The organism is Dyadobacter sp. CY326, assembly GCF_021390515.1.
Classification (GTDB): domain Bacteria; phylum Bacteroidota; class Bacteroidia; order Cytophagales; family Spirosomataceae; genus Dyadobacter.
Genome location: NZ_JAJUXI010000002.1, coordinates 580,998 through 602,584 on the forward strand (window position 1 = coordinate 580,998; position 21,587 = coordinate 602,584).

Genomic DNA, 21,587 nt, shown 5'->3' on the forward strand with positions numbered 1-21,587 from the left:
AGAGATTTGTTCGCCTATCTCACAGCCTTAAAACAAAAAAGGCGCAAGACCGAAATCCTACACCCATTTATATCCTTTACTGAAAATATGATCAGCCAAAATAATCAGCCATGTGATTCCTGTCGGCGTGATGGTGATTATTAGAGTCAATTGCATCTTTGATCAGTCCGGCGCCAATGAATGGCAGCGAAACAATTGTAGAAATAACCATGGCAACAAACAGAATTGTTGCGAATAGTAACTTACCGGAGTAATATATAATGTTCGAGAGGAAGTCCATGACGAGTAACGTTTATGTGATATTTTTCAATGACAAAATTAAATAAATAACCGTGCCACGCAAATTAAATATGACGATTTACCTATATATTTAAAGGATTTAAAGGTTTTAGCTATTTATAACTATGCTTTTCCACCCACTCAACATCTGCCTATCGAATAAATTCTAACGTCAAAATCGTACAATCAAACTTATTCTACAAAACCACACACTAATCTTCATGGAAACATTTTTCGTCTTTCTTTTGAGATTGATCTTTGCAATCCTTCTGGGCGTCGCGACCTTCATTACTGCCGTCATTTTATCGCCTTTCTGGGCAGCAAGATGGCTATGGAATCTTCTCATTGAAAAAAAGCGGCGGCGTTAATATTAAAGTTAGCAGACTTTATAAATTGCGCTCAACTAAACGCTGACTCCTAATCCTTTTATGAAACGACGAAATTTTGTGCGCCTGACCTCGGCGGCGAGCTTTTCAATCATTGCATTGCCCTTCATTCAATGCCGGTCCAAAGCCGACCAACCCCAAAACGGTGAAAAGTCATCTTTCAAATTTTCAGAAATGTCTGTTGCGGAAATGCAGCAGCAAATGAAAGATGGAAAGCTCACTTCGCAGGATTTGACAAAGGCTTATCTGGATCAGATCGCTGCATTGGACAAAAGTGGGCCTAAACTGAATTCCGTCATTGAATTAAATCCGGACGCGGTCAGCATTGCGGAAGCGCTAGACAAAGAGCGGAAAAACGGAAAAGTGCGCGGGCCCATGCACGGCATTCCCATTCTCATTAAAGACAATATCGACACCGCCGACAAAATGCAAACAACCGCCGGTTCACTTGCATTAAGCGGCAATATAGCCTCCACGGACGCATTTGTTGTGAAGCAATTGCGTGAAGCCGGCGCTGTGATCCTGGGAAAAACAAATTTGAGCGAATGGGCCAATTTCAGATCAACGAGATCTTCGAGCGGATGGAGCAGTCGCGGCGGGCAAACCAAAAATCCGTACATTCTCGACCGTTCGCCTTGTGGTTCGAGTTCGGGATCGGGCGTGGCGGTTGCTGCAAACCTGTGCGCCGTGGCAGTAGGAACGGAAACGAACGGCTCCATCGCCTGTCCGGCTTCCATGAATGGCGTTGTGGGGATCAAACCGACTGTCGGACTGGTCAGTCGTTCGGGCATCATTCCGATTTCAAAAACACAAGACACTGCCGGGCCGTTTGGCCGAACTGTTGCTGACGCTGCCATGCTGTTCAGTGCAATGATCGGCGGCGATCCCAATGATCCGGCGCGGACTGCTGCGCCCTATGACACTTTCCGCGATCTTTCCGCCTCGCTGGACCCCAATGGACTCAAAGGCAAGCGCATTGGTGTGGACAAAGGATTGCTGAAACAGCACGAGGGCGTCGATTCATTGCTGGCAAAAGCACTGGATCAGATGAAACAGAAAGGTGCGACAATTGTCGAAGTGGACTACATGAAAACGCAGGAAGTTGAAGGCGGCGAATCCATTGTGCTGCAGTACGAGTTTAAAGATGGCGTCAATAAATATTTGTCAAAATCGAATGCGAAGCCCAAGTCGCTCACGGATTTGATTGCTTATAACAAGGCAAACGAAGCAAAGACAATGCCGCATTTCAAGCAGGAACTGTTTGAACTTTCGGAGTCGCGGGGAGATTTGGAAGCAAAAGAATATAAGGATGCGCTGGCCAAAATTATGCACGTGGCCGACTTGTTGAATGAATTGTTCAAAACACAAAAACTGGATGCATTATGCGGCCCGGCGACCGGACCTTCGTGGTGCACCGACCTCGTCAATGGCGATTTCTGGACGGGTTATGGCGGTTACGGCCCCGCTGCCTTGTCGGGTTTTCCATCGATAACAGTTCCCATGGGCTCGGTGAATGAGCTGCCAATCGGGATTTCGTTTTTGGGAAAAGCTTATGGTGAAGCGGATCTGATTCGCATTGCATATGCCTATGAGCAGGCATCAAAGAACAGAACGACGCCCAAATTCATCGCATCGATAAGCAATGAGCATTCGGCCGAGGATTGAAATAAAAAGAGTTGATTATCTGGCTAAATATATTTCGTAAATGGAGCCTTTCTGTCCAAGAAACTGATTGGCTTCCTGCTGCGAATAAACGTTAAGCCCCAATTCATAAAAATCCTCGAATTGATTGTATGGATAAGGCGTGAATTTCACCTGATCAGGAAATAACATTGACGTCACGATATTTTCCTGCAATGCACGCTTGATCTGTGACATTGGAACGATAAAACCGAGCAGCAAGAAAAGCACGAGGGGATAAGAAACTTTCAATTTATACCAATCTGGCCGCTCTTTGGTCCAGACGGAGAATGCCTGCAAAATAAAGAGCGAAAGCAAGGTCAGCACGGGCGTGTTTCCGCGTAAAAACCAGTCGTTCCATTTGCCCATTCTTACAAACGAAATCAGGATCAGCAATGCAAATAATGCGGTGACAATGCGCTTGTTAGCACTTTTGTGAAGGTTCAAAATGTACGCAATGCCGCTCAAAACCGCTAAATCTATCACAACTCCGAAAAAATAATGGAATGCAATTTGATCCAGCGGATTAAACTGCCAAATAAATCCTGCGATAACTGAGGCTTTTCCCGAAAGAAAATAGAAGAATGTGGGAATAAATATCAGCCCGGGAACGAGCACGTCTATCATTGCTTTGCGCTGGAACAGCCTTCGCAAATCGTTGTGATAACGCAGCAGCATGAGCATGGAAAATATGATCACGAACACGATTGAAGGAAAAATCCCCCAGATAAAAATCGCAATAACCGCAATAAAACTTCGCTCCGGTTTTTTTAAGTAAACATAATCATGAAATAGAATGGCTGAAACGATTATGATTGGAATCAGCTGGTTAGGAGCCCATTGCGCCTGATAAAGCACCGGCCAGATCTCTGTAAAAAAGGGTGGAACGTGATAATTCAGCCCTATTAACCGCATTGTAACGACTTTGATCAAATGGCCAATTCCCCCTAAGGATAAGAACAAGATGAGGGAAAGATAACTTTTGCCCGTAAAGACGAATATCCAGCAAAAGCCAATAAACAAGCCAATGGATGCCCAAATGTAAAGTGCGATTCCCGACAATTCGCCGAGCATTTTCGAGATCAAGGCCGGAACAAGAAAAAACCCGAAATAATGACAGGCATAACGGCCATTTGCTTTGAAAAGCACCGGCCAGGAGTTGTTGAAAAGTGTGTAATATTTGGAATTATGCGCCCAGTAATCAAATGCCTGAAAACAAAAACCACCGACTCCCGAAAAAGCAATAATGAGCAGGGAAATGATGGCGATTTGAAAAGTTTGCTTTCGGCTGAGACTTAAAGCGCTGTTGTTTTCGGTGCGAAAATGGAAGACAACAATGAAAACAATCCCGGCCACCAGGAGAACGGACAATGGTAACCTGAACCATCCGATCGAGAAAATCAGATTGGGCATCAAAAGATAACCAAGACTTAAATTGCGAAGTATCGTTGAGTTCATCGTATCCTAGTAAGTGATCGCTAGGCGTGCTTCATAAAGATGACGAATTAATCTCGGTTTTCACAATTGAATTATCAAGCGGTAACTTACGCGAGGTCTTTCCTTTTGATTAAAATAAAGGATTGTCTTCATGAACAGAAGAAGATTTGTGCAGCGCACCGCTGCCGCAATGTGCACAATGCCCATTGCCTCTGCGCTCGCATTTACGCACGTAAAGGCAAGTGCGAAGAACATGCCGGAGTGGTTGAAAGCGCTTGTGAATCAGAATGATATCGGCGTTGAAGCAATTAGAAAATTTCAGGTCAAGGATGCCAAAAATGACGCTTATGGCGGCGTTATGGATGGTTTTGACATTGTTAATCCGCACAGCACGTCTGCCTTGATCCAAGCCAGCGCCAACGCAATTTCATCCCCCGGTTCGAAATTTTTCCGGTCTCCGGAGCTGCTTGCCGACATGAATCTGGCTGCGCTGCATTTGGTAAGAACCGAGCATTCCGACGGCACCATTGACTTGCTTTCGACTAATTTTCATTCTACGCCGGACACGGGGTTCCTTGTAAAAAGACTCGTTACTGCATATACGCTGATCGAAAAGTCGAAGACGCCCGGCGCAGAAAAGATGCTGGCGAACCTACAAACGTTTCTAATTCGTGGTGGCAATGCATTGAGCGTGGGCGGAATTCACACGCCAAACCACCGATGGGTTGTCTGCGCCGCGCTTGCCAAACTCAACTCACTTTGGCCTGACCCAAAATACGTTGCCCGGGCAGAGGAATGGCTGAGCGAACACATTGATATGGACGCCGATGGCCAATATAACGAGAAGAGCACATTCATTTATTCGTCGCTCACAGACCGCTTGCTCATCACCGTCGCCAATGGTTTCAACAAGCCGGAATTGCTTGATAATGTGCGTAAAAACCTCGATATGACCATGTTTTACGTTCATCCGAATGGTGAAATCGTAACGGATGCATCCGGCAGGCAGGATAAGGCATTGATAGGAACATTGGAAAACTATTATTATCCCTATCGCTATCTCGCTTTAAAAGATCAGAATGGATCATATGCCGCTATGTGTCAAATGATTGAAAAGACCGCAGGCTTAAAAATCGGCGGATTTCTCGATTATTATCTGGCCGACGAGACATTATGGAATGAATTGCCTGCTTCGAAGCCGCTGCCGGTTAATTACGTTAAAACTTTCCCAAACTCTGGCCTCGTCCGGATTCGGCGCGGAAACTGGGACAGCACATTGATCGCCAATAATCCGGCCTGGTTCACATTTATGAAAGGAAATGCTGTGCTTCAAGGCGTCAGGCTGGCCTCTTCATTTTTTGGCAAAGGTCAGTTTCAATCAGAAAAATTAGCGGAAGACGGCAAAGGCTGGAAGCTGGTTCAGACATTGGACGGTCCTTATTATCAGCCATATCCCAAAGATTTCATCGCAACCGATGGTGACTGGGAAAAGATGCCGAGAATTTTCCGACCCACCAGCGAGGTGCAAGCATTGGAAACAACTATTCTAATTCAAGAAACTGACAATGGCATGCAAATCGAAATCCAAACTTCGGGAACAGAACGCGTGCCGATTGCCGTAGAACTAATTTTTCGCCCTGGCGGCACTTTTACCGGAGCCACATTGATTGAAAACACCAAAGATTCGTGGCTGTTAAAAGAAGGAATGGGAAGTTACAGTTTCAACGGCGACACGATCACTTTTGGACCCGGCGTTGCATCGCATAAGAACATTGCTTTGCGCGGCGCATTGCCCGCAGTGGAAGCGCCGACCGTTTTTTTAACAGGTTTTACGCCTTTTAAGCACACGATTCGATTTTCTTAATATTAACGTGTGGAACATTAACTGTTTGTGATTTACGCTTTTTGTTTTCCAAATAAAAGATGATAAATCACTAACCGGCAAGTAATTATATTGATGAATATTAGTTAAATTTGATTTTACTCTCCCCTACCAAAGCGCTGGAAATTCTTAACCTGTCACATCATGCTGAGGAGGTTGTTAACGCTCATTTTGGTGCTCATTGCGCACGTTGGCCTTGCGAACCAGATACTCATTCCAATGGACGGTTCTCAAACGAACCATTTGAAAGCTTATGGACTGGCTTACATGTTGTTAAAGGGCGAAATTGAAGTGGAATGGTTGCTAAATTACCGCGGTGGCAGCTTTAAAGTGGCTTACAGCAAGTCCATCGAAAATGAATGCAAGCTCCGCGCGGTTTCGTATGAAGTTTTGTCCGAATCCGCGAGCCAGCAGATTATTGGTCAAATCAGCAATCCAAATGTGAATATGGACGTGGTGAAACTCTTCAAAGCGGCCAAAATAGCAGTTTACTCCCCAATTAAAATCAGCCCTTCCGAGTTTGAAAACACCGATGCAGTTTTGCTCGTTTTGAAATATGCGGAAATCCCATTCGATGTAATTTATGACGAAGAAATTTTAAAAGGTGATCTGCCAAAATATGACTGGCTGCATTTGCACCACGAAGATTTCACAGGACAATTTGGTAAAAATCTGAGGCGAACGACTCCGACGGACATTAAAGCACAAGAGGCCATTGCGAGTCGTTTTGGTTATGCCAAAGTTTCCAAGATGAAACTGGCCGTTGCCAAATCGATCAAGGAATTTTGTGCGGGAGGCGGATTTTTGTTTGCAATGTGCTCAGGAGCAGAGACTTTCGACATTGCATTGGCAGCTGAGGGCGTGGACATTGTTGATAACCTCGACGGCGACGGCATTGATCCCGATGCCCAGTCTAAGCTTGATTTTGAAAAAACATTCGCATTCCAAAATTTCAAATTGCAAGGCGACGAATATGACGGAATGAATTTCTCTGACATCAATTCTTCATCAGGCCGTTACCGCAACTGGGGCGACGATGGCGCTTATTTCTCCTTGTTTGATTTTTCTGCAAAATGGGATGTGATCCCGGCCATGCTCGTTCAGAATCACGAAAATCTGGTGCGGGAATTCATGGGTCAAACGACCGCATTTACCAAAAGCACTGTGAAGCCAAGCGTGTTGGTGATGGGAACAAGTCCATCCTCCGACCGTTACATTTACGGCGAAATGGGCAGAGGTCAATGGACTTTTTACGGTGGTCACGATCCGGAAGGTCGCGGCGGTGGCGGCCGGAGAATGCCTACGGATCTGAATCTTTATCCCAATTCACCCGGTTACAGGCTGATTTTGAACAATGTGCTGTTTCCATCTGCCAGGAAAAAGAAGCGTAAAACCTAACGGGAGACAGCTCTTCCCGGCTTTTACAGCACAAGCTCCATTTTAATGTCAGCGCGTTTGAAATTGTGTCCGGTTAGCGGGACTTCAATAAATCCGAGCTTTCGATAAAGGTTGATTCCAGCAGCCGAACCTTTTTTATTCGAATAAAGAATCAATTTTTCCGCTCCGAGCTGCCGCGCTTTTTCGATAACCGCATAACCCAGCAAATCCCCGATTTTCTTGCCTCGCATTTCCTTGGAAACGGTCATTTTACTCATTTCCACAACGCCGGGCTCGCCCCATTTCAGCGCGCAAGTCCCTACCGGTTCTTCATTATAAAGCGCAATCAAAATTGCTCCGCCATCTTCCAAATAGTACTTTTCAGGGTCGGCCAGCACCTTCTCATCCTCCGGCTCGACGTCATAAGACTCTGATATCCAGGCGTAATTTAAGTCATAGAATGCTTTGGCATGTTCAGGGGTGTAGTCTACTATTTTGATGGCGGAATTTGTTTCTTCGTTTTCTAATTGATATTCTGCTTCGTTCATGGTGGGTAATCAGTTGTTTTGCCAAGTAATGTTATAAGGCCAACTTATAATGATTGACCAGCTCGTTTCTACACTAGAAATTACAAATTGCATTTATTATTTTTGATTGACAAAAAGGAAATCATGACAGAGAAAGCAATTTTAGAGCAGATACATTCCCTTCCGGAAAATTTGAGGCTTGAAGTGATGCACTATGTCTCATTTTTGAAGAACAAGTATTTGAACTGTTCGGACCAACCTGTTCAGAAAAAAAGGGTGTTTGGCATGGCGAAGGGAATATTCGAAATGTCTGACGATTTTGACGAACCGTTAGATGATTTTAAAGATTATATGTAATGCGATATTTAATTGATACACACACATTCATCTGGTTTCTCAAAGGTTCTGAGGATTTAAGTGAAGGTTCGAGAAAAATAATTGAAAACGAAAAAAATGAAATCTTCATCAGCATAGTTAGCCTTTGGGAAATAAGTATAAAAGTGGCGCTAGGCAAGCTCAAAATGCGAGCACCCTATGAGACATTGATAAGTGAAGTTTACAAAGCAAACATTATTATCATCTCTATTGATTTTAGTCACACAGTTGTGCAAAGTAAACTCCCTTTTTTTCACAAAGATCCTTTCGACCGCCTTATCGCTTCCCAGGCGTTGGCGGAGAACATGCACTTGGAAAGCAATGATTCGGCTTTTGACGATTACTTTATAGGTAGTGAAGTTAGGCGAGTATGGTAAGTTTGATAGTTAGCTCATTTCAAATATCCAACAATCAACCCTCCCGCCCTTCCAGACGCTCCTGGCCCGCCCACTAATGTTTGCAATGTATTATAATCTGCCATTTGCTCATGATGCTTTGCTCCGCCCGGTAAAATCATCCTGAGTTCTTCAACGAGCAAACTCTCATTCAAATTACTTTGAATCAACTCCCTAACCGCCTCTTTTTCCAAAATCAAATTGACCAATGAGATGAACGGAACGCGGATGAGGCGTTTGGCGATGGCGTAGGAAAAGGCGCTGGTTTTGTAGCAGACGACTTCGGGAACGCTGAACAATGCGGTTTCCAATGTGGCTGTTCCGGATGTGACCAATGCTGCGTCGGCAATGTTCAGCAAGTCGTAAGTTGACTCGTAAACAATGATCGCGTTGTGTGCGGCAATGTATTTTTCATATAATGCTTTTGGCAAATTACTGACTCCCGCAATCACAAATTGATGATCTGGAAAATGCGGCTGAACGGTGAGCATAATGTCCAGCATGCCAATAATTTCCTGTTGCCGACTGCCGGGAAGCAATGCGATAACCGGCTTTTCTGGCTGTAAATGATGTTTTTCCCGAAACGCAGGATCTGGCTTGAAAGCGGCAATCGCATCCATCAACGGGTTGCCCACATAATCAACTTTGTAGTGGAACTTCTTATAAAAATCAATTTCAAAGGGGAAGATCACAAACATATGATCCACATGCTGCTTGATCTTCAATGCACGTTTCTGATTCCACGCCCAGACCTTCGGCGAAATGTAATAGAAGACTTTCAGATCGTGCTTTTTTGCAAAAGATGCAATGCGCAAGTTAAAGCCTGGATAATCAATTAATATCAATGCATCGGGCTTATAATTAAGAATATCCGCTTTGCATTTTTTAAGAAAACCCGAAATCTTGTGCAGGTTAAGGGCCACTTCCAGGAAACCCATGAAAGCGGTGTCCTTATAATGCGTGACCAGTTCCATTCCGGCAGCAGCCATCATATCACCTCCCCAGCCGCGAAATTGCGCATCGGGATCATTTTCCCGGATTCCGCCGATGAGGTTGGAACCATGCAAATCTCCCGAACGCTCGCCTGCAATGAGGTAATATTTCATTTGGAATTAGTCAGCTGGCGCTTATTCGCCGTAATATTCAACGAAGTTTTTTGGTGTTTCTACAAGCTTAATGTAATGCAGCTTTGAATGAGGAGACGCATCAGCGATTGCCGGCGCGAGGATATTCCATATTTCTGTCACAAAAATTTCGCAGGAAGCCATTTTGCCCTGCATAAAATCAACATCCAAATTGAGGTTTTTATGATCCACCTTATCCACCACTTTCTCCTTCACAATATCGCCCAGCACTTTCAAGTCAATAACAAATCCAGTGTCCGGGTCAGGCTTTCCTTTTACAGTAACAATCAGCTCAAAATTATGTCCGTGCCAGTTGTTGTTCGCGCAGGGACCAAACACTTCCTGGTTTTTTTCCTCTGACCAAGCTGGGTTAAAAAGCCTGTGCGCTGCATTGAAATGTTCTTTCCTCGTTACGTAAATCATAAATCTTCTCCTCCCTTGGTAAATAGGGTACAAAATTACATCTTGTATCCGTAGTTTTGCAGTTCGACAAGAGGATAACTAAAAAAACATATAATCTCTCCCATGATTATCGTAACAGGTGCAGCCGGATTTATCGGCAGCGGGCTCATTAGCCGGCTAAACCAGGACGGCTTTAAAAGCATTATTGCTGTTGATGATTTTTCGAAAATCGAGAAAGCAGAAAATCTTGAAGGCAAAACGATCCAAGAAAAAGTGGAAAGGACCGAGCTCTTCAACTGGCTTGATAACAACAACCGCGATGTCGAGTTTATTTTCCACATCGGCGCCAGGACGGACACAACTGAATTCGACAGAGAGATTTTTGAAGAGCTTAATGTGCGTTATTCGAAGCAAATTTGGGAAAAATGCATTGCCTATCAAATTCCGCTCGTATATGCTTCGTCAGCAGCGACTTACGGTCTGGGCGAGCACGGTTATGATGATAATGAATCCACATTGTCGCAGCTCAAACCGCTGAATCCTTACGGCGATTCCAAAAATGAGTTTGATATCTGGGCTTTGCAGCAGGAGAAAAAGCCATTTTTCTGGGCAGGATTGAAATTTTTCAATGTGTATGGCCCGAATGAATATCACAAAGGCAGAATGGCTTCTGTGGTCATGCACGCTTTCAATCAAATTAATAAAACGGAAAAAATGAAGCTTTTCCGCTCGCATAATCCTGATTTCAAGGATGGCGAGCAGATGCGCGATTTTATTTATGTCAAAGACCTGATCGATGTCTGCATTTTCTTTATGCACCACCGCAAAAATTCGGGCATCTACAACCTCGGAAGCGGCCGTGCGCGGACTTTCAAAGACCTGGTAACAAGCACATTCAATGCCATGGGCAAGACGCCAGATATTTCTTACATCGACACGCCGGAGGACATTCGCGATAAATATCAGTATTTCACCCAAGCCAATATGAGCAAACTTCGCTCCATTGGTTTTACCCGCGCTTTCACCTCACTGGAAGACGGAATCGACGACTATGTGAAGAATTATCTTGCAACGGGAGCATACCTATAAATCCGCATTTTTGTGTATTTTTGATGTTCTCAATAAACTCAATCCCCGTTCTGTGTGTTACTCTTATACGAAACACAGTGTGATAATTTTTAGACTATGAGCAAAGAAGATGAATTGTTGGAGGAAATCACCAGTTCGGAATACAAATATGGTTTTGTAACTGATATTGAAGCAGATGAGGCTCCTATGGGCCTTAATGATGATATTGTCAGGTTTATTTCAGCCAAAAAAAATGAACCGGAATGGATGCTTGCGTGGCGTTTGAAAGCTTATCATTTGTGGCTGACAATGGCTGAGCCAAAGTGGCCGAATGTTCATTATCCTAAAATAGATTTTCAGGCAATAAAATATTATTCCGCGCCGAAGAAGAAAAAGCAAGTTGACAGTCTGGACGACATTGATCCGGAATTGCGTGACACATTCGAGCGTCTGGGAATTTCGCTTAACGAGCAAAAACGACTTTCAGGCGTTTCCATCGCGGTTGATGCTGTCATGGATTCTGAATCGGTTTTCACGACTTTTAAAGGATCGTTGAAAGAAAAAGGAATTATATTTTGTTCGATCAGCGAAGCCATCCGTGAACATCCTGAACTGGTCCAAAAATATCTGGGATCGGTTGTTCCGCCGAAAGACAACTATTATGCAGCATTGAATTCAGCTGTTTTTTCAGACGGATCATTCGTTTATATCCCAAAAGGCGTTCGTTGCCCGATGGAGCTTTCCACTTATTTCCGTATCAATGCGGCAGGAACTGGTCAGTTTGAGCGCACATTGATTATCGGTGATGCCGATAGTCACGTAAGTTATCTGGAAGGTTGTACAGCGCCAATGCGTGATGAAAATCAATTGCATGCTGCTGTTGTGGAAATTTTCGCGCATGAAAATGCGAATGTTAAATATTCGACTGTTCAGAACTGGTATCCTGGTGATAAGGACGGAAAAGGCGGGATTTACAACTTTGTAACGAAACGCGGTCTTTGCGACGGCGCTGGTTCGAAAATTTCTTGGACACAAGTTGAAACCGGCTCTGCGATTACATGGAAATATCCTTCTGTGATCTTGAAAGGCGATAATTCCATTGGTGAGTTTTATTCTGTTGCCGTGACAAATAACATGCAACAAGCTGATACGGGAACCAAAATGGTCCATATTGGCAAAAACACCAAGAGCAGGATTGTTTCAAAAGGGATTTCTGCTGGTAAAAGCCAAAACTCTTACCGCGGACTTGTTCAGGTGTTCAAGAAAGCTGAAAAAGCGCGTAACTTTTCGCAATGTGACTCCCTTCTTCTGGGCGACAAATGCGGCGCGCATACATTTCCATACATTGAAGTAAGCAATCCTTCTGCGACTGTTGAGCATGAGGCTACAACTTCAAAAATCGGTGAAGACATTCTTTTTTACTGCAACCAGCGCGGCATTCCAACCGAACAAGCGGTTGCATTGATTGTAAACGGTTATGCAAAAGAAGTGCTGAATCAGCTGCCAATGGAGTTTGCTGTGGAAGCCCAGAAATTGTTAGAAATAAGCCTGGAAGGAAGCGTAGGATAATGCTCTAATTCCATTTTGTATTGGATTAATCCTTGAAAGCCTTTGATTCGTCAAAGGCTTTTTGTATTTTATTGATCCAAAGAATTTCCCACCAATACAATCCTACATGACCCACGTCCCGCAACTCATTGTCGACCTTTCGTTAATACTCACAATGGCGGGGATCATTACGCTGATCTTCAAAAAGTTGAAGCAACCCATTGTGCTTGGTTATATATTGGCCGGATTGCTTGTAGGACCGAATTTCAATCTTTTTCCAACCATCACAGACATTAAAACCATCGAGATCTGGGCGGAAATCGGGGTTATCTTTTTGCTGTTTAATTTGGGGCTTGAATTTAGTTTTAAAAAGCTGGTTAAAGTCGGGAACACGGCTGCGATAACGGGTTTGTTTGAGGTGGGATTGATGCTTGCCACGGGCTTTGTAACGGGACAATTGCTCGGATGGAGCAAAACAGACAGTCTGTTCTTGGGTGGGATTATCGCCATTTCTTCCACCACCATTATATTCCGCGCATTTGATGAATTAGGGCTGAAAACGCAAAAATTCACGCGCGTCGTTCTGGGCATTCTGGTCATTGAGGACCTTACAGCCGTTTTGTTAATGGTCTTACTGTCAACCTTATCCATTAGCCAGCAATTTGCAGGGATGGAGTTGTTGCAATCCATTCTTAAACTATTCTTCTTCCTGACGCTCTGGTTTTTAGGCGGCATATTCGTCTTCCCCACCCTGCTCAGACGTTACCGGAAATTAATGAATGATGAAAGCGTGCTCATCACATCTGTCGCATTGTGTTTCGGAATGGTGTTTCTCGTTACGCAAGCCGGCTTTTCAGCTGCATTAGGCGCCTTTATTATGGGTTCAATTCTAGCCGAAACGACGCATGCAGAAAAGATCGAACATTTGTTAAAGCCGCTGAAAGATCTTTTTGGGGCGGTGTTTTTTATATCGGTCGGCATGCTGATCAATCCGGGTTTGTTGCTGGAATATGCATTGCCGACTGCCATCCTGGTTTTGGTTGTGATCTTGGGAAAAACCACTTTTGTGTCGCTGGGAGCGGTCATTTCCGGACAGCCGCTTAAAAATTCCTTGCAATCCGGCATGAGCATGTCGCAAATCGGTGAATTCTCGTTCATAATCGCCAATCTCGGCCTTTCGCTTAGCGTAACTAGCAATTTCCTTTATCCAATTGCCGTCGGTGTTTCTGTAATTACGACGTTCACAACGCCTTACATGATGAAGGCATCCGAACCGCTTTCCGAATGGCTTGAAAAGCGGTTGCCAATCAAATGGAAACATTATCTCAACAGATATAGCACGAGTACGGAAACCATTGTCCAAACCACGCATTGGAATGACATTCTGAAATCCTATTTCCAGACGATCATTATAAATTCTGTTGTGATCATCGGGATTGTCATGGCATCGTCGCACCAGCTGGCCGATCAATTGCACACAATGATTCCGGAAACATACATTACCAATGCGGTTCTGTTCGGCATTACATTCCTGCTCATTTCGCCATTTTTGTGGGCACTTATTTTTAAAAGGTCAAACCGAAAAGCTTATTCTGCGATTTGGCTGAGCAGAAAATTCAGCCGCGGGCCATTGCTTTTGCTAGAATTATCGCGGGTGCTGATTGCCATTTTGTTGATGGGTTTCCTGCTCAATTCCTTCTTCGCAACGCCCACAGCATTAAGCGTTGCGGGCGGCATTATGGTTCTGGGTTTTGCTATTTTTTACCAAAGATTACAAACCTTTTATCATCGCATTGAAGATCGGTTCTTGCAAAATCTGAATGCAAGACAGCTGGAAGGAAGCGGAAAATCTAAGAAAATATTGCTGCCCTGGGACGCTCACTTTGCGTTTCTGGAAGTAAGCGCTGATTCGTCGCTTATTGGAAAAACATTGCAGGAATTGAAGATCAGGGAGAATTTTGGAATCAATGTGGTGTTGATCGAACGCGGCAGCAAGACCATCCACCTGCCCCGCCCCACCGAAGTCCTCTATCCCTGCGACCGCATCGAAGTGATTGGAACGGATGATCAGCTGGACGTTTTCCGCGGACACATTGAAGTTAGCACCAATGGCGACGTTTATATGGCGCACGAGGACAGCATTGTGCTGGAACGAGTGGAAGTGAGAAGTGAATATCACATTCGTGGCAAAAGCATCCGAAGCAGCCAGATCCGTGAAAAAACGCTTGGCATGATCGTCGGCCTGGAACGCAACGGCGAACGCATTCTCAATCCCGACTCTTCCATGATCATTGAAAACGATGATGTGTTGTGGATTGCAGGAGAGCGCGATCTCATAAAGGAATTTGTGAGAACAAAATCGGCAAGCAGCGACGAAGAAGTCGTGGCTATGACCTGAGCAAGCCTTGCAATCCGCCTGTATGCACCGCGACGATCGTCTCGCCTTTCTGGAAATAATTCTTTTGGATCAAATCAAACAGGCCGTAAAACATTTTTGCGGTATAAACCTGCTCCAATTGAATGTCGAAATCGATGTGGAAATGATCCATAAAGTCAAGCAATTCGTTATTCCATTTGGCATAACCACCAAAATGATAATCTGTAAACAATTGCAGATTGTCTTTTGAAAAGTCATTTGCCAACAGGTTTTTAATGTCTTCTTCCAAAAATGCACCGCCTTTCAGCGCAGGGAAAACAAGCACTTTGGCACCGGCAGATAACATCCCGGCAGCAGTTCCGCCAGTGCCTGCCGCAACTGCAAAATAGCCAGGCATTTGACACAATTGAATGGCAACTTCATCGATCATTTCAGCTACGCCTTGTAATGCGAGCGCCGAGGTTCCGCCCTCGGGAATGACGAACGGGTTGCCAAATTCACTGGCGAGTTGACTCACATAATCTTTTTCATTCCTACGCTTGTAATCTTGCCGCGAAACAAAGCGAAGTTCCATTCCCTGCGCTTTGCAGAATTGCAATGTCGGGCTCGGATTTTGAATGGTCTCCTCTCCCCTTACTATGCCAATTGTGTTGAAGCCGAGCAATTTACCTGCGGCTGCCGTTGCATACAAGTGATTGGAAAACGCTCCGCCAAATGTGAGGATGTGCGTCTCTTTTCTGGCCTTCGCTTCCAAAAGACTGTATTTTAGTTTGCGCCATTTGTTGCCGGAAACGGTCGGATGAATCAGGTCGTCGCGCTTAATGTATAAATGGATTCCTGCGCGCTCGGTCAATGCATTGGACAGTTGCTGAATGGGAGTCGGGAGCGCGGCACTTAGTAAATCCACTTATTTTGATAATTTTGTTTCCTTTAAATAACCAATTGAAATGTCCGAAGACAATATTGAGATTGCCTCAGAAGAAGATGATTTGTTTGAACATTACAGAATTGTTGCTGACAAAGGTCAGGGGCCAATCCGGTTGGACAAATTTCTGAGCCTTCACGTTGCGAATGCTTCCCGGACAAAAATACAAAATGGAATTGAAGCGGAAGCGGTTAAGGTGAATGGTCAGCCGACCAAAGCCAGCTATAAAGTGAAACCGCTTGATGTGATTACGCTTTCGCTTCCAGAACCGCCGCGAGATACGGAAATCATTCCTGAAAACATTCCGCTGGATATTATTTATGAAGATCAGGTGCTCCTTATCGTCAATAAACCAACCGGAATGGTCGTGCATCCGGCCTTTGGAAACTGGTCGGGAACATTGATTAATGCATTGGTTTATCATTTTCAGCAATTGCCCACTGGCAGAAATGGTGAGGGGCGCCCAGGCCTCGTCCACCGGATTGATAAGGACACGTCGGGCTTGCTGGTGATTGCCAAGACGGAGTTTGCAATGACTTTTCTTGCAAAACAATTTTCCGATCACACCATTGAACGAACCTATAATGCGCTCATCTGGGGCCAACCCAAAGAAGATTCAGGCACAATTAACGGCAACATTGGCAGGAGCGCAAGAGATCGCCGCGTGATGGATATTTTTCCGGATGGCAGTCAGGGCAAACACGCTGTGACTCATTATAAAGTGCTAAAAGGCATGCACTACGTTTCGCTGATTCAGTGTAATTTGGAAACAGGTCGCACGCACCAGATCAGAGCGCATATGCAGCACATTGGACATCCGATTTTTAATGATACGACTTATGGAGGGGAAAAAATTCTGCGTGGAACGCCGGGCGGAAGTTATAAAATGATGGTTAACAACCTCTTTTCGCTGCTTCCGGGTCAGGCTTTGCATGCCAAGTCGCTCGGCTTCATACATCCGACCACGCGGGAGTGGATGCAGTTTGACACGGACTTGCCGGCTAATTTCCAGACAATCGTAGAAAAGTGGGAAAACTATGTAAACAATCAGTAGGAAATTGTATATTCTAAGCTCTTACAGGTTTATTAATAAATTAATACTATGACAATCTCAACCCGACACGGCAAACTGGAAGACATACCCGCAATTTTTGAATTAGTAAAAGAACTGGCTATTTATGAGAGGGCATTGAATCAGGTTACAAACAATGTCGAAAAAATGACCCGTGACTATAACGAAAAATTGTATGACTTTTTTGTTGCCGAATCGGATTCCAAGATCATAGGACTCTCGCTTTATTATTATCGTTATTCGACCTGGAAGGGCAAGCGATTGTATATGGAGGATATCATTGTGACCGAAGATATGCGCGGAAATGGCATTGGAAAAATACTTTTCGACGCCACAGTCGCAGCCGCAAAAGAGACCGGCTGCACCGGAATGCTTTGGCAAGTGTTGGATTGGAACACATCCGCCGTTGGCTTTTACCGTAAATACGGCACCAACTTCGACAGTGAATGGATCAATTGCAGCCTTGATTTTTAAAGTTTCAGCAAATCCGGCCTTCTGGCCTTTGTCCTTTCGATTGACTGCTCATAGCGCCACGCATCTATTTTCGCTTCATGCCCCGACATTAGAATTTCAGGGACTTTACTTCCTTCAAAATCAGCAGGTCGTGAATAGACTGGTGGCGCGAGTAAATTATCCTGAAACGAATCCGTCAATGCCGAAGTCTCATCATTCAGCACGCCGGGGAGCAAGCGAATAATCGCATCAGCCAGCACCGCAGCCGCAAGCTCGCCACCAGACAGCACATAATCGCCAATGCTGATCTCTTGTGTGACAAACAAATCCCGCACACGCTGATCAACGCCTTTATAATGGCCGCACAGCATAATCAAATTGCCTTTGAGCGAAAGCTGATTGACCATGCGCTGCTGCATCAGTTCTCCGTCTGGCGTTAAATAAATGACTTCATCATAGATTCGTTCGCTTTGCAATTGGCGGATACACCGCGCGATGGGCTCAATTTGAAGCACCATTCCCGCGCCCCCTCCGAATGCATAGTCGTCAATAGTGCGGTGTTTATTAACAGAATAATCCCTTATATCATGGACAGCCACCTCCACAAAACCGCCTTGCTGGGCGCGTTTCAGAATGGAATGCGCAAAGAAGCTGTCCAGTAGGCTAGGCACACAACTGATGATATCAATCCGCATCGTCGGGCGTGTTTTCAGCGTCAGAGTTGTCCAGATAAACGTCCAGCAGTCCTTCGGGAAGATTTACCATCAACTGTTTATTTTCCTTGTCCGCATGCAAAACAATGTCGGCCGCTGTCGGGATAAGCACTTCTACACCCTGATAATCCATCGCAATCAGATCCTGGCCGTTGAGTGAATAAACCTTTCTCACAATGCCTAGTTCACCCAAGGTTTTATCAACAACCGCAAAGCCTTTGATCTCGTGATAATAGAATTCCTCATTGCCGAGCTCTTCCAAATCATCCAGAGACAAGTAAAGAGAACTGCCCACAAGTGCCTGCGCCTTCTCGATTGTGTTGATGTCTTCGAATTTTACAATAGCATTAGCCTGCTTTTGCAAGTTGACGCTTTCGATGAAATAAGGAACCAGCTCACCTTTGATCTCGACGTAAACTGCATCGAGCTCTGCATATTCCTCTGGGTAATCCACATCTAGAAATATGACGACATTGCCCGAAGTTCCATGCGTACGGACGATATAACCTAATAAATAACAATTGTCCTGAGTCACCTGATTATTAAATAATGGTGTATTGTAAAACAATATGAGTCTGTTCGGATCACCGACAGACTCATAAAAAATGTATTGAGACGCTAATTACTCGGCTGTTTTTTCTGCCGGTGCATCAGTTTCTGTTGTCTCAGCAGATGCAGTTGCGTCCGTTTCCGTCGTTGCTGGTGCAGCAACCTCAGTTGTTTCAACTGGGGCAGTTGCAGCTGGTGCTTCCGTAACCTCGGCCGATGCTGGTGCAACCTCCTCCGCAGTTTCAGCTGATGCTGTTGCGTCAGTTGTTACTTCGTCAGATACTTCTTCCGTTGCTGTGTCAACAGCCGCCTCTGCTTCTTCCACTACTGGAGCTTCCTCAACAGGAGGTGCGTTTTTCTTAGCAATCGCTTCTGCACGAGCTTCGTTTACTTTACGTTCAGCATCAAGTCTGGCTTGCTTGTCAGAATCTTTCTTCTGCGTAAGCGTATCAGCAGCTGTCGCTTTACGATCTGTTTTCGATTCTTTCCATTCATCAAAACGTGAATCAGCAACTTCTTGCGTGATCGCACCTTTGATTACACCTACTTGCAAGTGTTTTTTAAGCATTACACCTTCGTGCTGCAAAATAGAACGTGCTGTATCAGTTGGTTGTGCACCTTTAAGTAACCAATCAACTGCTTTATCTGCTTCTAAAACGATGGAAGCAGGATTTGTACCCGGGTTGTAAATACCCAATTTTTCGATGAAGCGACCATCACGTGGTGCTCTGGCATCTGCGACTACGATATCATAAATCGCCTTCTTCTTGCGTCCACGACGCGCTAACCTAATTTTAACTGCCATTATTGAATTGTTATGATCGGGAGCTCGTCCCTAAATTAAACAGGGTGCAAAGGTAAGTTAAATTCCTGAATTCTTGAACAGCCGCCACAAAAAAAGGGAAAGGCAATTGCTTACCTTTCCCTCTCTATATATTAAACTTTCCTTATGGGCGGAAACCGGCAGGATAAGTTGAACGAATCGTATTGTTTGGTAAGATCTTGATCTCAACGCGACGGTTAGATTGCAGACCTTCAACTGTTGTGTTCTCAGCGATCGGGCGATACTCACCGTAATGCTCGATAAGGATACGGCTAGGATCAGTGATTCCGGCACGGATCAGGAAGCGTTTTGCAGCATCAACACGACGACGTGAAAGTGATACGTTATACGCGTCCGAAGCACGAGCATCCGTGTGACCAACCAAAACAATGCGGCAGTTAGTACGCATGTTCAAGAGCTCAACCACTTTGCTCAAAGTTTCTTTTGAAGGATTGCGAATGATCGCTTTGTCCGTATCAAATTCAATGTTGCTAAACAAAGCCTCGCATTCGTCTTTCGGCAAGTTGTTTTTGATAGCGTCTCTGATGATTTTATCAAGATCCATCGCAACACCACCACCTGACACTACGCTTCCAGCTGGCGTATTTGGTTCTTTGTCAAAAAGATCTGCAACACCGTCTCCGTCAGAATCTGTGTAAAGACGTGGATCAACTGGCTTAGGCATGTTTGCTTTTGCGATTGAATCCGCATCCTCCATTGTAGGATTGTAAGGAATAGGAATCAATGATTGTGGGTTGGCCCAACGCAAGTGATAACGTCCGCTTCCAGCATCATATTTGCCTTTTTTCGCCATTACCGCATTCTTACCCAATTTGTAAGTCAATGCGATAGATGCCATTCCGTAAGCATCATTTCTTGATTCGCCTTTCGCAAACGTCCAGATGCCTTGTTGTGTGTCGTAATCACTTAGTCCACCAACTGTTGCATCCAGTTTTTCAGTATTAACAAAGTTATGCGTATAATCTATTCCCAAATCAAATCTTGGAGTAAGTTCATAATGAACAGACAAACCGGTTGGAACAACCCATTCACGCGTGTAAGTAGAACCATTGCGTTCCCACTTTCCTGCTGTTTTCGAGCTGGCGTCTGTATTAGTAGAGAAAGATTTTGGACCGCCTCCTTTTGTTACATTGATATAATCTACATCCGTATGATAATAGATAATACCAAAACCAAGGTGCGCATCAACTTTCCATCTGCGTAGTTTTTTGTATCCGAACAATAACCGATTAAGGTTAGCTGTTCCGTCCAGTGTAAGTTGTACAAATGACGGGCTATTGAATGTAGCGTTGTAAACGTCGTTCGATAATGAACTGATGTGTCCTTCTTTTGAGCCTTGCAGACGACCATTGTAACCAACGATCTGAACACCAAAAATAGGAGAGAGTTGTTTATTGATCGATAAGCCCCAGGCTCCTGTCAATTTCTCATTGTCTCCACGTTTGAAGCCGTTGTACTCACTTAAATCTCCGAAGAATTTTGTAATCCCCCCGTAACCTGTGATAGACCAGGTGTTCATTTTATTGGGTCCTTCATACGTCCGATTTTGGGCAAACGTATTCAAACTCAGCAGGGACAAACAAATCAAAGCAACGTAAAGATTCTTTCTCTTCATGGGAAACACCAGTTATGTGATTCAAATATTCACTATTAATTAACTTAAAATCAGAAAAAAGATAAGCCTGTAAGCCGGATTCTGTTACTCTAAGCTGGCGAACCAACATCGAGTCCCTACCATTTATCCAGGATTCCGGTCACCCGAAACCTCTAACGATCTACCCGTGTTAATGTCCCGAAAGACGGAGACGAGCAGCCCCACGGATTAACACCTATTTGATCTTTCAGCCCGTAAGGTTTACCATGCCCCTTTGGTCACCCAAAGAGCGGTGGGCTCTTACTCCACCATTTCACCCTTACCCTCGTATATAAAAAACATGCCAGGGCGGTATCATTTCTGTGGCACTTGCTGTCAACAATCCGTCTCCGGCTTGCTGCCTTCCAGTTAGGAAGTACGGCACTCTATGCTGCCCGGACTTTCCTCTTCGGCCGAAACCGCAGCGGTAGGTCAGCTTATTTCTTTTCCTCTGACCACAAAGCTAATAAATACTTTCTTTCGACAAGCAGTCAATTAGTTATTAAAAGTAAAAAATTATGATAATGACGCCGATTTTCGT

20 protein-coding genes and 1 other RNA gene are annotated in these 21,587 nt (G+C 44.6%); 10 read left to right on the plus strand and 11 right to left on the minus strand.

Annotated features, from left to right (window positions below):
* Nucleotides 1–91: 91 nt before the first annotated feature.
* Complete coding sequence (locus LZG73_RS03040) at nucleotides 92–280, minus strand: hypothetical protein (protein ID WP_233846057.1); 189 nt, start codon at nucleotides 278–280, stop codon at nucleotides 92–94.
* Between the two features lie 427 nt (nucleotides 281–707).
* Between LZG73_RS03040 and LZG73_RS03045 the strand changes: the two genes are divergently transcribed.
* Nucleotides 708–2,330 (plus strand): amidase, encoded by a 1,623-nt coding sequence (locus LZG73_RS03045; RefSeq protein WP_233846059.1) that lies wholly within the window; start codon nucleotides 708–710, stop codon nucleotides 2,328–2,330.
* 15 nt (nucleotides 2,331–2,345) lie between these two features.
* Here the strand turns inward: LZG73_RS03045 and LZG73_RS03050 are convergent, their stop codons facing one another.
* The gene (locus LZG73_RS03050) at nucleotides 2,346–3,803 is read right to left on the minus strand and encodes a hypothetical protein (protein ID WP_233846061.1); all 1,458 of its coding nucleotides are present in this window, start codon (nucleotides 3,801–3,803) and stop codon (nucleotides 2,346–2,348) included.
* Nucleotides 3,804–3,933: 130 nt separating this feature from the next.
* Here LZG73_RS03050 and LZG73_RS03055 point away from each other — a divergent pair, with 130 nt between their 5' ends.
* Nucleotides 3,934–5,646 carry a hypothetical protein gene (locus tag LZG73_RS03055; protein WP_233846062.1) on the plus strand — a complete coding sequence of 571 codons (1,713 nt, stop codon included), beginning with the start codon at nucleotides 3,934–3,936 and terminating at the stop codon, nucleotides 5,644–5,646.
* A gap of 162 nt (nucleotides 5,647–5,808) precedes the next feature.
* Nucleotides 5,809–7,062 carry an asparagine synthetase B gene (locus LZG73_RS03060; RefSeq protein WP_233846064.1) on the plus strand — a complete coding sequence of 418 codons (1,254 nt, stop codon included), beginning with the start codon at nucleotides 5,809–5,811 and terminating at the stop codon, nucleotides 7,060–7,062.
* A gap of 23 nt (nucleotides 7,063–7,085) precedes the next feature.
* Here LZG73_RS03060 and LZG73_RS03065 read toward each other — a convergent pair whose 3' ends face one another.
* Nucleotides 7,086–7,589, minus strand: a complete 504-nt coding sequence (locus LZG73_RS03065; protein WP_233846066.1) for a GNAT family N-acetyltransferase — start codon at nucleotides 7,587–7,589, stop codon at nucleotides 7,086–7,088.
* Nucleotides 7,590–7,712: 123 nt separating this feature from the next.
* Here LZG73_RS03065 and LZG73_RS03070 point away from each other — a divergent pair, with 123 nt between their 5' ends.
* The gene (locus LZG73_RS03070; protein ID WP_233846069.1) at nucleotides 7,713–7,925 is read left to right on the plus strand and encodes a DUF2281 domain-containing protein; all 213 of its coding nucleotides are present in this window, start codon (nucleotides 7,713–7,715) and stop codon (nucleotides 7,923–7,925) included.
* Entirely contained in the window at nucleotides 7,925–8,320 is a 396-nt protein-coding gene (locus tag LZG73_RS03075) for a type II toxin-antitoxin system VapC family toxin (RefSeq protein ID WP_233846071.1), read from the plus strand. The genes LZG73_RS03070 and LZG73_RS03075 overlap by 1 nt, the downstream gene beginning before the upstream one ends.
* Nucleotides 8,321–8,334: 14 nt before the next feature.
* Here the strand turns inward: LZG73_RS03075 and lpxB are convergent, their stop codons facing one another.
* Together lpxB and LZG73_RS03085 are read right to left on the minus strand one after the other, a co-directional pair.
* Nucleotides 8,335–9,444, minus strand: a complete 1,110-nt coding sequence (gene lpxB / locus LZG73_RS03080; protein WP_233846073.1) for a lipid-A-disaccharide synthase — start codon at nucleotides 9,442–9,444, stop codon at nucleotides 8,335–8,337.
* A 21-nt stretch (nucleotides 9,445–9,465) separates the two neighbouring features.
* Nucleotides 9,466–9,885: a 6-carboxytetrahydropterin synthase gene (locus tag LZG73_RS03085; RefSeq protein WP_233846075.1), complete on the minus strand. Its 420-nt coding sequence runs from the start codon at nucleotides 9,883–9,885 to the stop codon at nucleotides 9,466–9,468.
* 102 nt (nucleotides 9,886–9,987) lie between these two features.
* Here LZG73_RS03085 and rfaD point away from each other — a divergent pair, with 102 nt between their 5' ends.
* From rfaD to LZG73_RS03100, 3 genes are all read left to right on the plus strand, one after another.
* Nucleotides 9,988–10,953: an ADP-glyceromanno-heptose 6-epimerase gene (rfaD, locus tag LZG73_RS03090; protein WP_233846076.1), complete on the plus strand. Its 966-nt coding sequence runs from the start codon at nucleotides 9,988–9,990 to the stop codon at nucleotides 10,951–10,953.
* 96 nt (nucleotides 10,954–11,049) lie between these two features.
* On the plus strand, nucleotides 11,050–12,501 hold the full coding sequence (gene sufB / locus LZG73_RS03095) for a Fe-S cluster assembly protein SufB (RefSeq protein WP_233846077.1): 1,452 nt from the start codon (nucleotides 11,050–11,052) through the stop codon (nucleotides 12,499–12,501).
* 106 nt (nucleotides 12,502–12,607) lie between these two features.
* Complete coding sequence (locus LZG73_RS03100) at nucleotides 12,608–14,878, plus strand: cation:proton antiporter (RefSeq protein WP_233846079.1); 2,271 nt, start codon at nucleotides 12,608–12,610, stop codon at nucleotides 14,876–14,878.
* Here LZG73_RS03100 and LZG73_RS03105 read toward each other — a convergent pair.
* On the minus strand, nucleotides 14,868–15,764 hold the full coding sequence (locus LZG73_RS03105; protein ID WP_233846080.1) for a 1-aminocyclopropane-1-carboxylate deaminase/D-cysteine desulfhydrase: 897 nt from the start codon (nucleotides 15,762–15,764) through the stop codon (nucleotides 14,868–14,870). The genes LZG73_RS03100 and LZG73_RS03105 overlap by 11 nt on opposite strands.
* A 40-nt stretch (nucleotides 15,765–15,804) precedes the next feature.
* Here LZG73_RS03105 and LZG73_RS03110 point away from each other — a divergent pair, with 40 nt between their 5' ends.
* Together LZG73_RS03110 and LZG73_RS03115 are read left to right on the plus strand one after the other, a co-directional pair.
* A complete protein-coding gene (locus tag LZG73_RS03110) occupies nucleotides 15,805–16,836 on the plus strand; it encodes an RluA family pseudouridine synthase (RefSeq protein WP_233846081.1) in 1,032 nt (343 codons plus the stop codon).
* Between the two features lie 48 nt (nucleotides 16,837–16,884).
* On the plus strand, nucleotides 16,885–17,328 hold the full coding sequence (locus LZG73_RS03115; protein WP_233846082.1) for a GNAT family N-acetyltransferase: 444 nt from the start codon (nucleotides 16,885–16,887) through the stop codon (nucleotides 17,326–17,328).
* Here LZG73_RS03115 and trmD read toward each other — a convergent pair.
* The 5 genes from trmD to rnpB form a co-directional block, all read right to left on the minus strand.
* Nucleotides 17,325–18,002 carry a tRNA (guanosine(37)-N1)-methyltransferase TrmD gene (gene trmD, locus LZG73_RS03120; RefSeq protein ID WP_233846083.1) on the minus strand — a complete coding sequence of 226 codons (678 nt, stop codon included), beginning with the start codon at nucleotides 18,000–18,002 and terminating at the stop codon, nucleotides 17,325–17,327. The two genes, LZG73_RS03115 and trmD, sit on opposite strands and share 4 nt — an antisense overlap.
* A complete protein-coding gene (rimM, locus tag LZG73_RS03125) occupies nucleotides 17,992–18,555 on the minus strand; it encodes a ribosome maturation factor RimM (protein WP_233846475.1) in 564 nt (187 codons plus the stop codon). The genes trmD and rimM overlap by 11 nt, the downstream gene beginning before the upstream one ends.
* An 87-nt stretch (nucleotides 18,556–18,642) precedes the next feature.
* Nucleotides 18,643–19,374, minus strand: a complete 732-nt coding sequence (locus LZG73_RS03130; protein ID WP_233846085.1) for a 30S ribosomal protein S16 — start codon at nucleotides 19,372–19,374, stop codon at nucleotides 18,643–18,645.
* 142 nt (nucleotides 19,375–19,516) lie between these two features.
* On the minus strand, nucleotides 19,517–21,028 hold the full coding sequence (locus tag LZG73_RS03135; protein WP_233846086.1) for an OmpA family protein: 1,512 nt from the start codon (nucleotides 21,026–21,028) through the stop codon (nucleotides 19,517–19,519).
* A gap of 54 nt (nucleotides 21,029–21,082) precedes the next feature.
* Nucleotides 21,083–21,490: RNase P RNA component class A (gene rnpB, locus LZG73_RS03140), an RNA gene on the minus strand.
* Nucleotides 21,491–21,587 lie beyond the last annotated feature (97 nt).

Coding starts and splice junctions, on each gene's coding strand:
- LZG73_RS03055 (WP_233846062.1), top strand. CDS start 3,934: ATGAACAGAAGAAGATTTGTGCAGCGCACCGCTGCCGCAATGTGCACA.
- LZG73_RS03045 (WP_233846059.1), top strand. CDS start 708: ATGAAACGACGAAATTTTGTGCGCCTGACCTCGGCGGCGAGCTTTTCA.
- LZG73_RS03070 (WP_233846069.1), top strand. CDS start 7,713: ATGACAGAGAAAGCAATTTTAGAGCAGATACATTCCCTTCCGGAAAAT.
- sufB (WP_233846077.1), top strand. CDS start 11,050: ATGAGCAAAGAAGATGAATTGTTGGAGGAAATCACCAGTTCGGAATAC.
- lpxB (WP_233846073.1), bottom strand. CDS start 9,444: ATGAAATATTACCTCATTGCAGGCGAGCGTTCGGGAGATTTGCATGGT.
- LZG73_RS03115 (WP_233846082.1), top strand. CDS start 16,885: ATGACAATCTCAACCCGACACGGCAAACTGGAAGACATACCCGCAATT.
- trmD (WP_233846083.1), bottom strand. CDS start 18,002: ATGCGGATTGATATCATCAGTTGTGTGCCTAGCCTACTGGACAGCTTC.
- LZG73_RS03060 (WP_233846064.1), top strand. CDS start 5,809: ATGCTGAGGAGGTTGTTAACGCTCATTTTGGTGCTCATTGCGCACGTT.
- LZG73_RS03085 (WP_233846075.1), bottom strand. CDS start 9,885: ATGATTTACGTAACGAGGAAAGAACATTTCAATGCAGCGCACAGGCTT.
- LZG73_RS03065 (WP_233846066.1), bottom strand. CDS start 7,589: ATGAACGAAGCAGAATATCAATTAGAAAACGAAGAAACAAATTCCGCC.
- LZG73_RS03050 (WP_233846061.1), bottom strand. CDS start 3,803: ATGAACTCAACGATACTTCGCAATTTAAGTCTTGGTTATCTTTTGATG.
- LZG73_RS03135 (WP_233846086.1), bottom strand. CDS start 21,028: ATGAAGAGAAAGAATCTTTACGTTGCTTTGATTTGTTTGTCCCTGCTG.
- LZG73_RS03110 (WP_233846081.1), top strand. CDS start 15,805: ATGTCCGAAGACAATATTGAGATTGCCTCAGAAGAAGATGATTTGTTT.
- rfaD (WP_233846076.1), top strand. CDS start 9,988: ATGATTATCGTAACAGGTGCAGCCGGATTTATCGGCAGCGGGCTCATT.
- LZG73_RS03130 (WP_233846085.1), bottom strand. CDS start 19,374: ATGGCAGTTAAAATTAGGTTAGCGCGTCGTGGACGCAAGAAGAAGGCG.
- LZG73_RS03040 (WP_233846057.1), bottom strand. CDS start 280: ATGGACTTCCTCTCGAACATTATATATTACTCCGGTAAGTTACTATTC.
- LZG73_RS03075 (WP_233846071.1), top strand. CDS start 7,925: ATGCGATATTTAATTGATACACACACATTCATCTGGTTTCTCAAAGGT.
- LZG73_RS03100 (WP_233846079.1), top strand. CDS start 12,608: ATGACCCACGTCCCGCAACTCATTGTCGACCTTTCGTTAATACTCACA.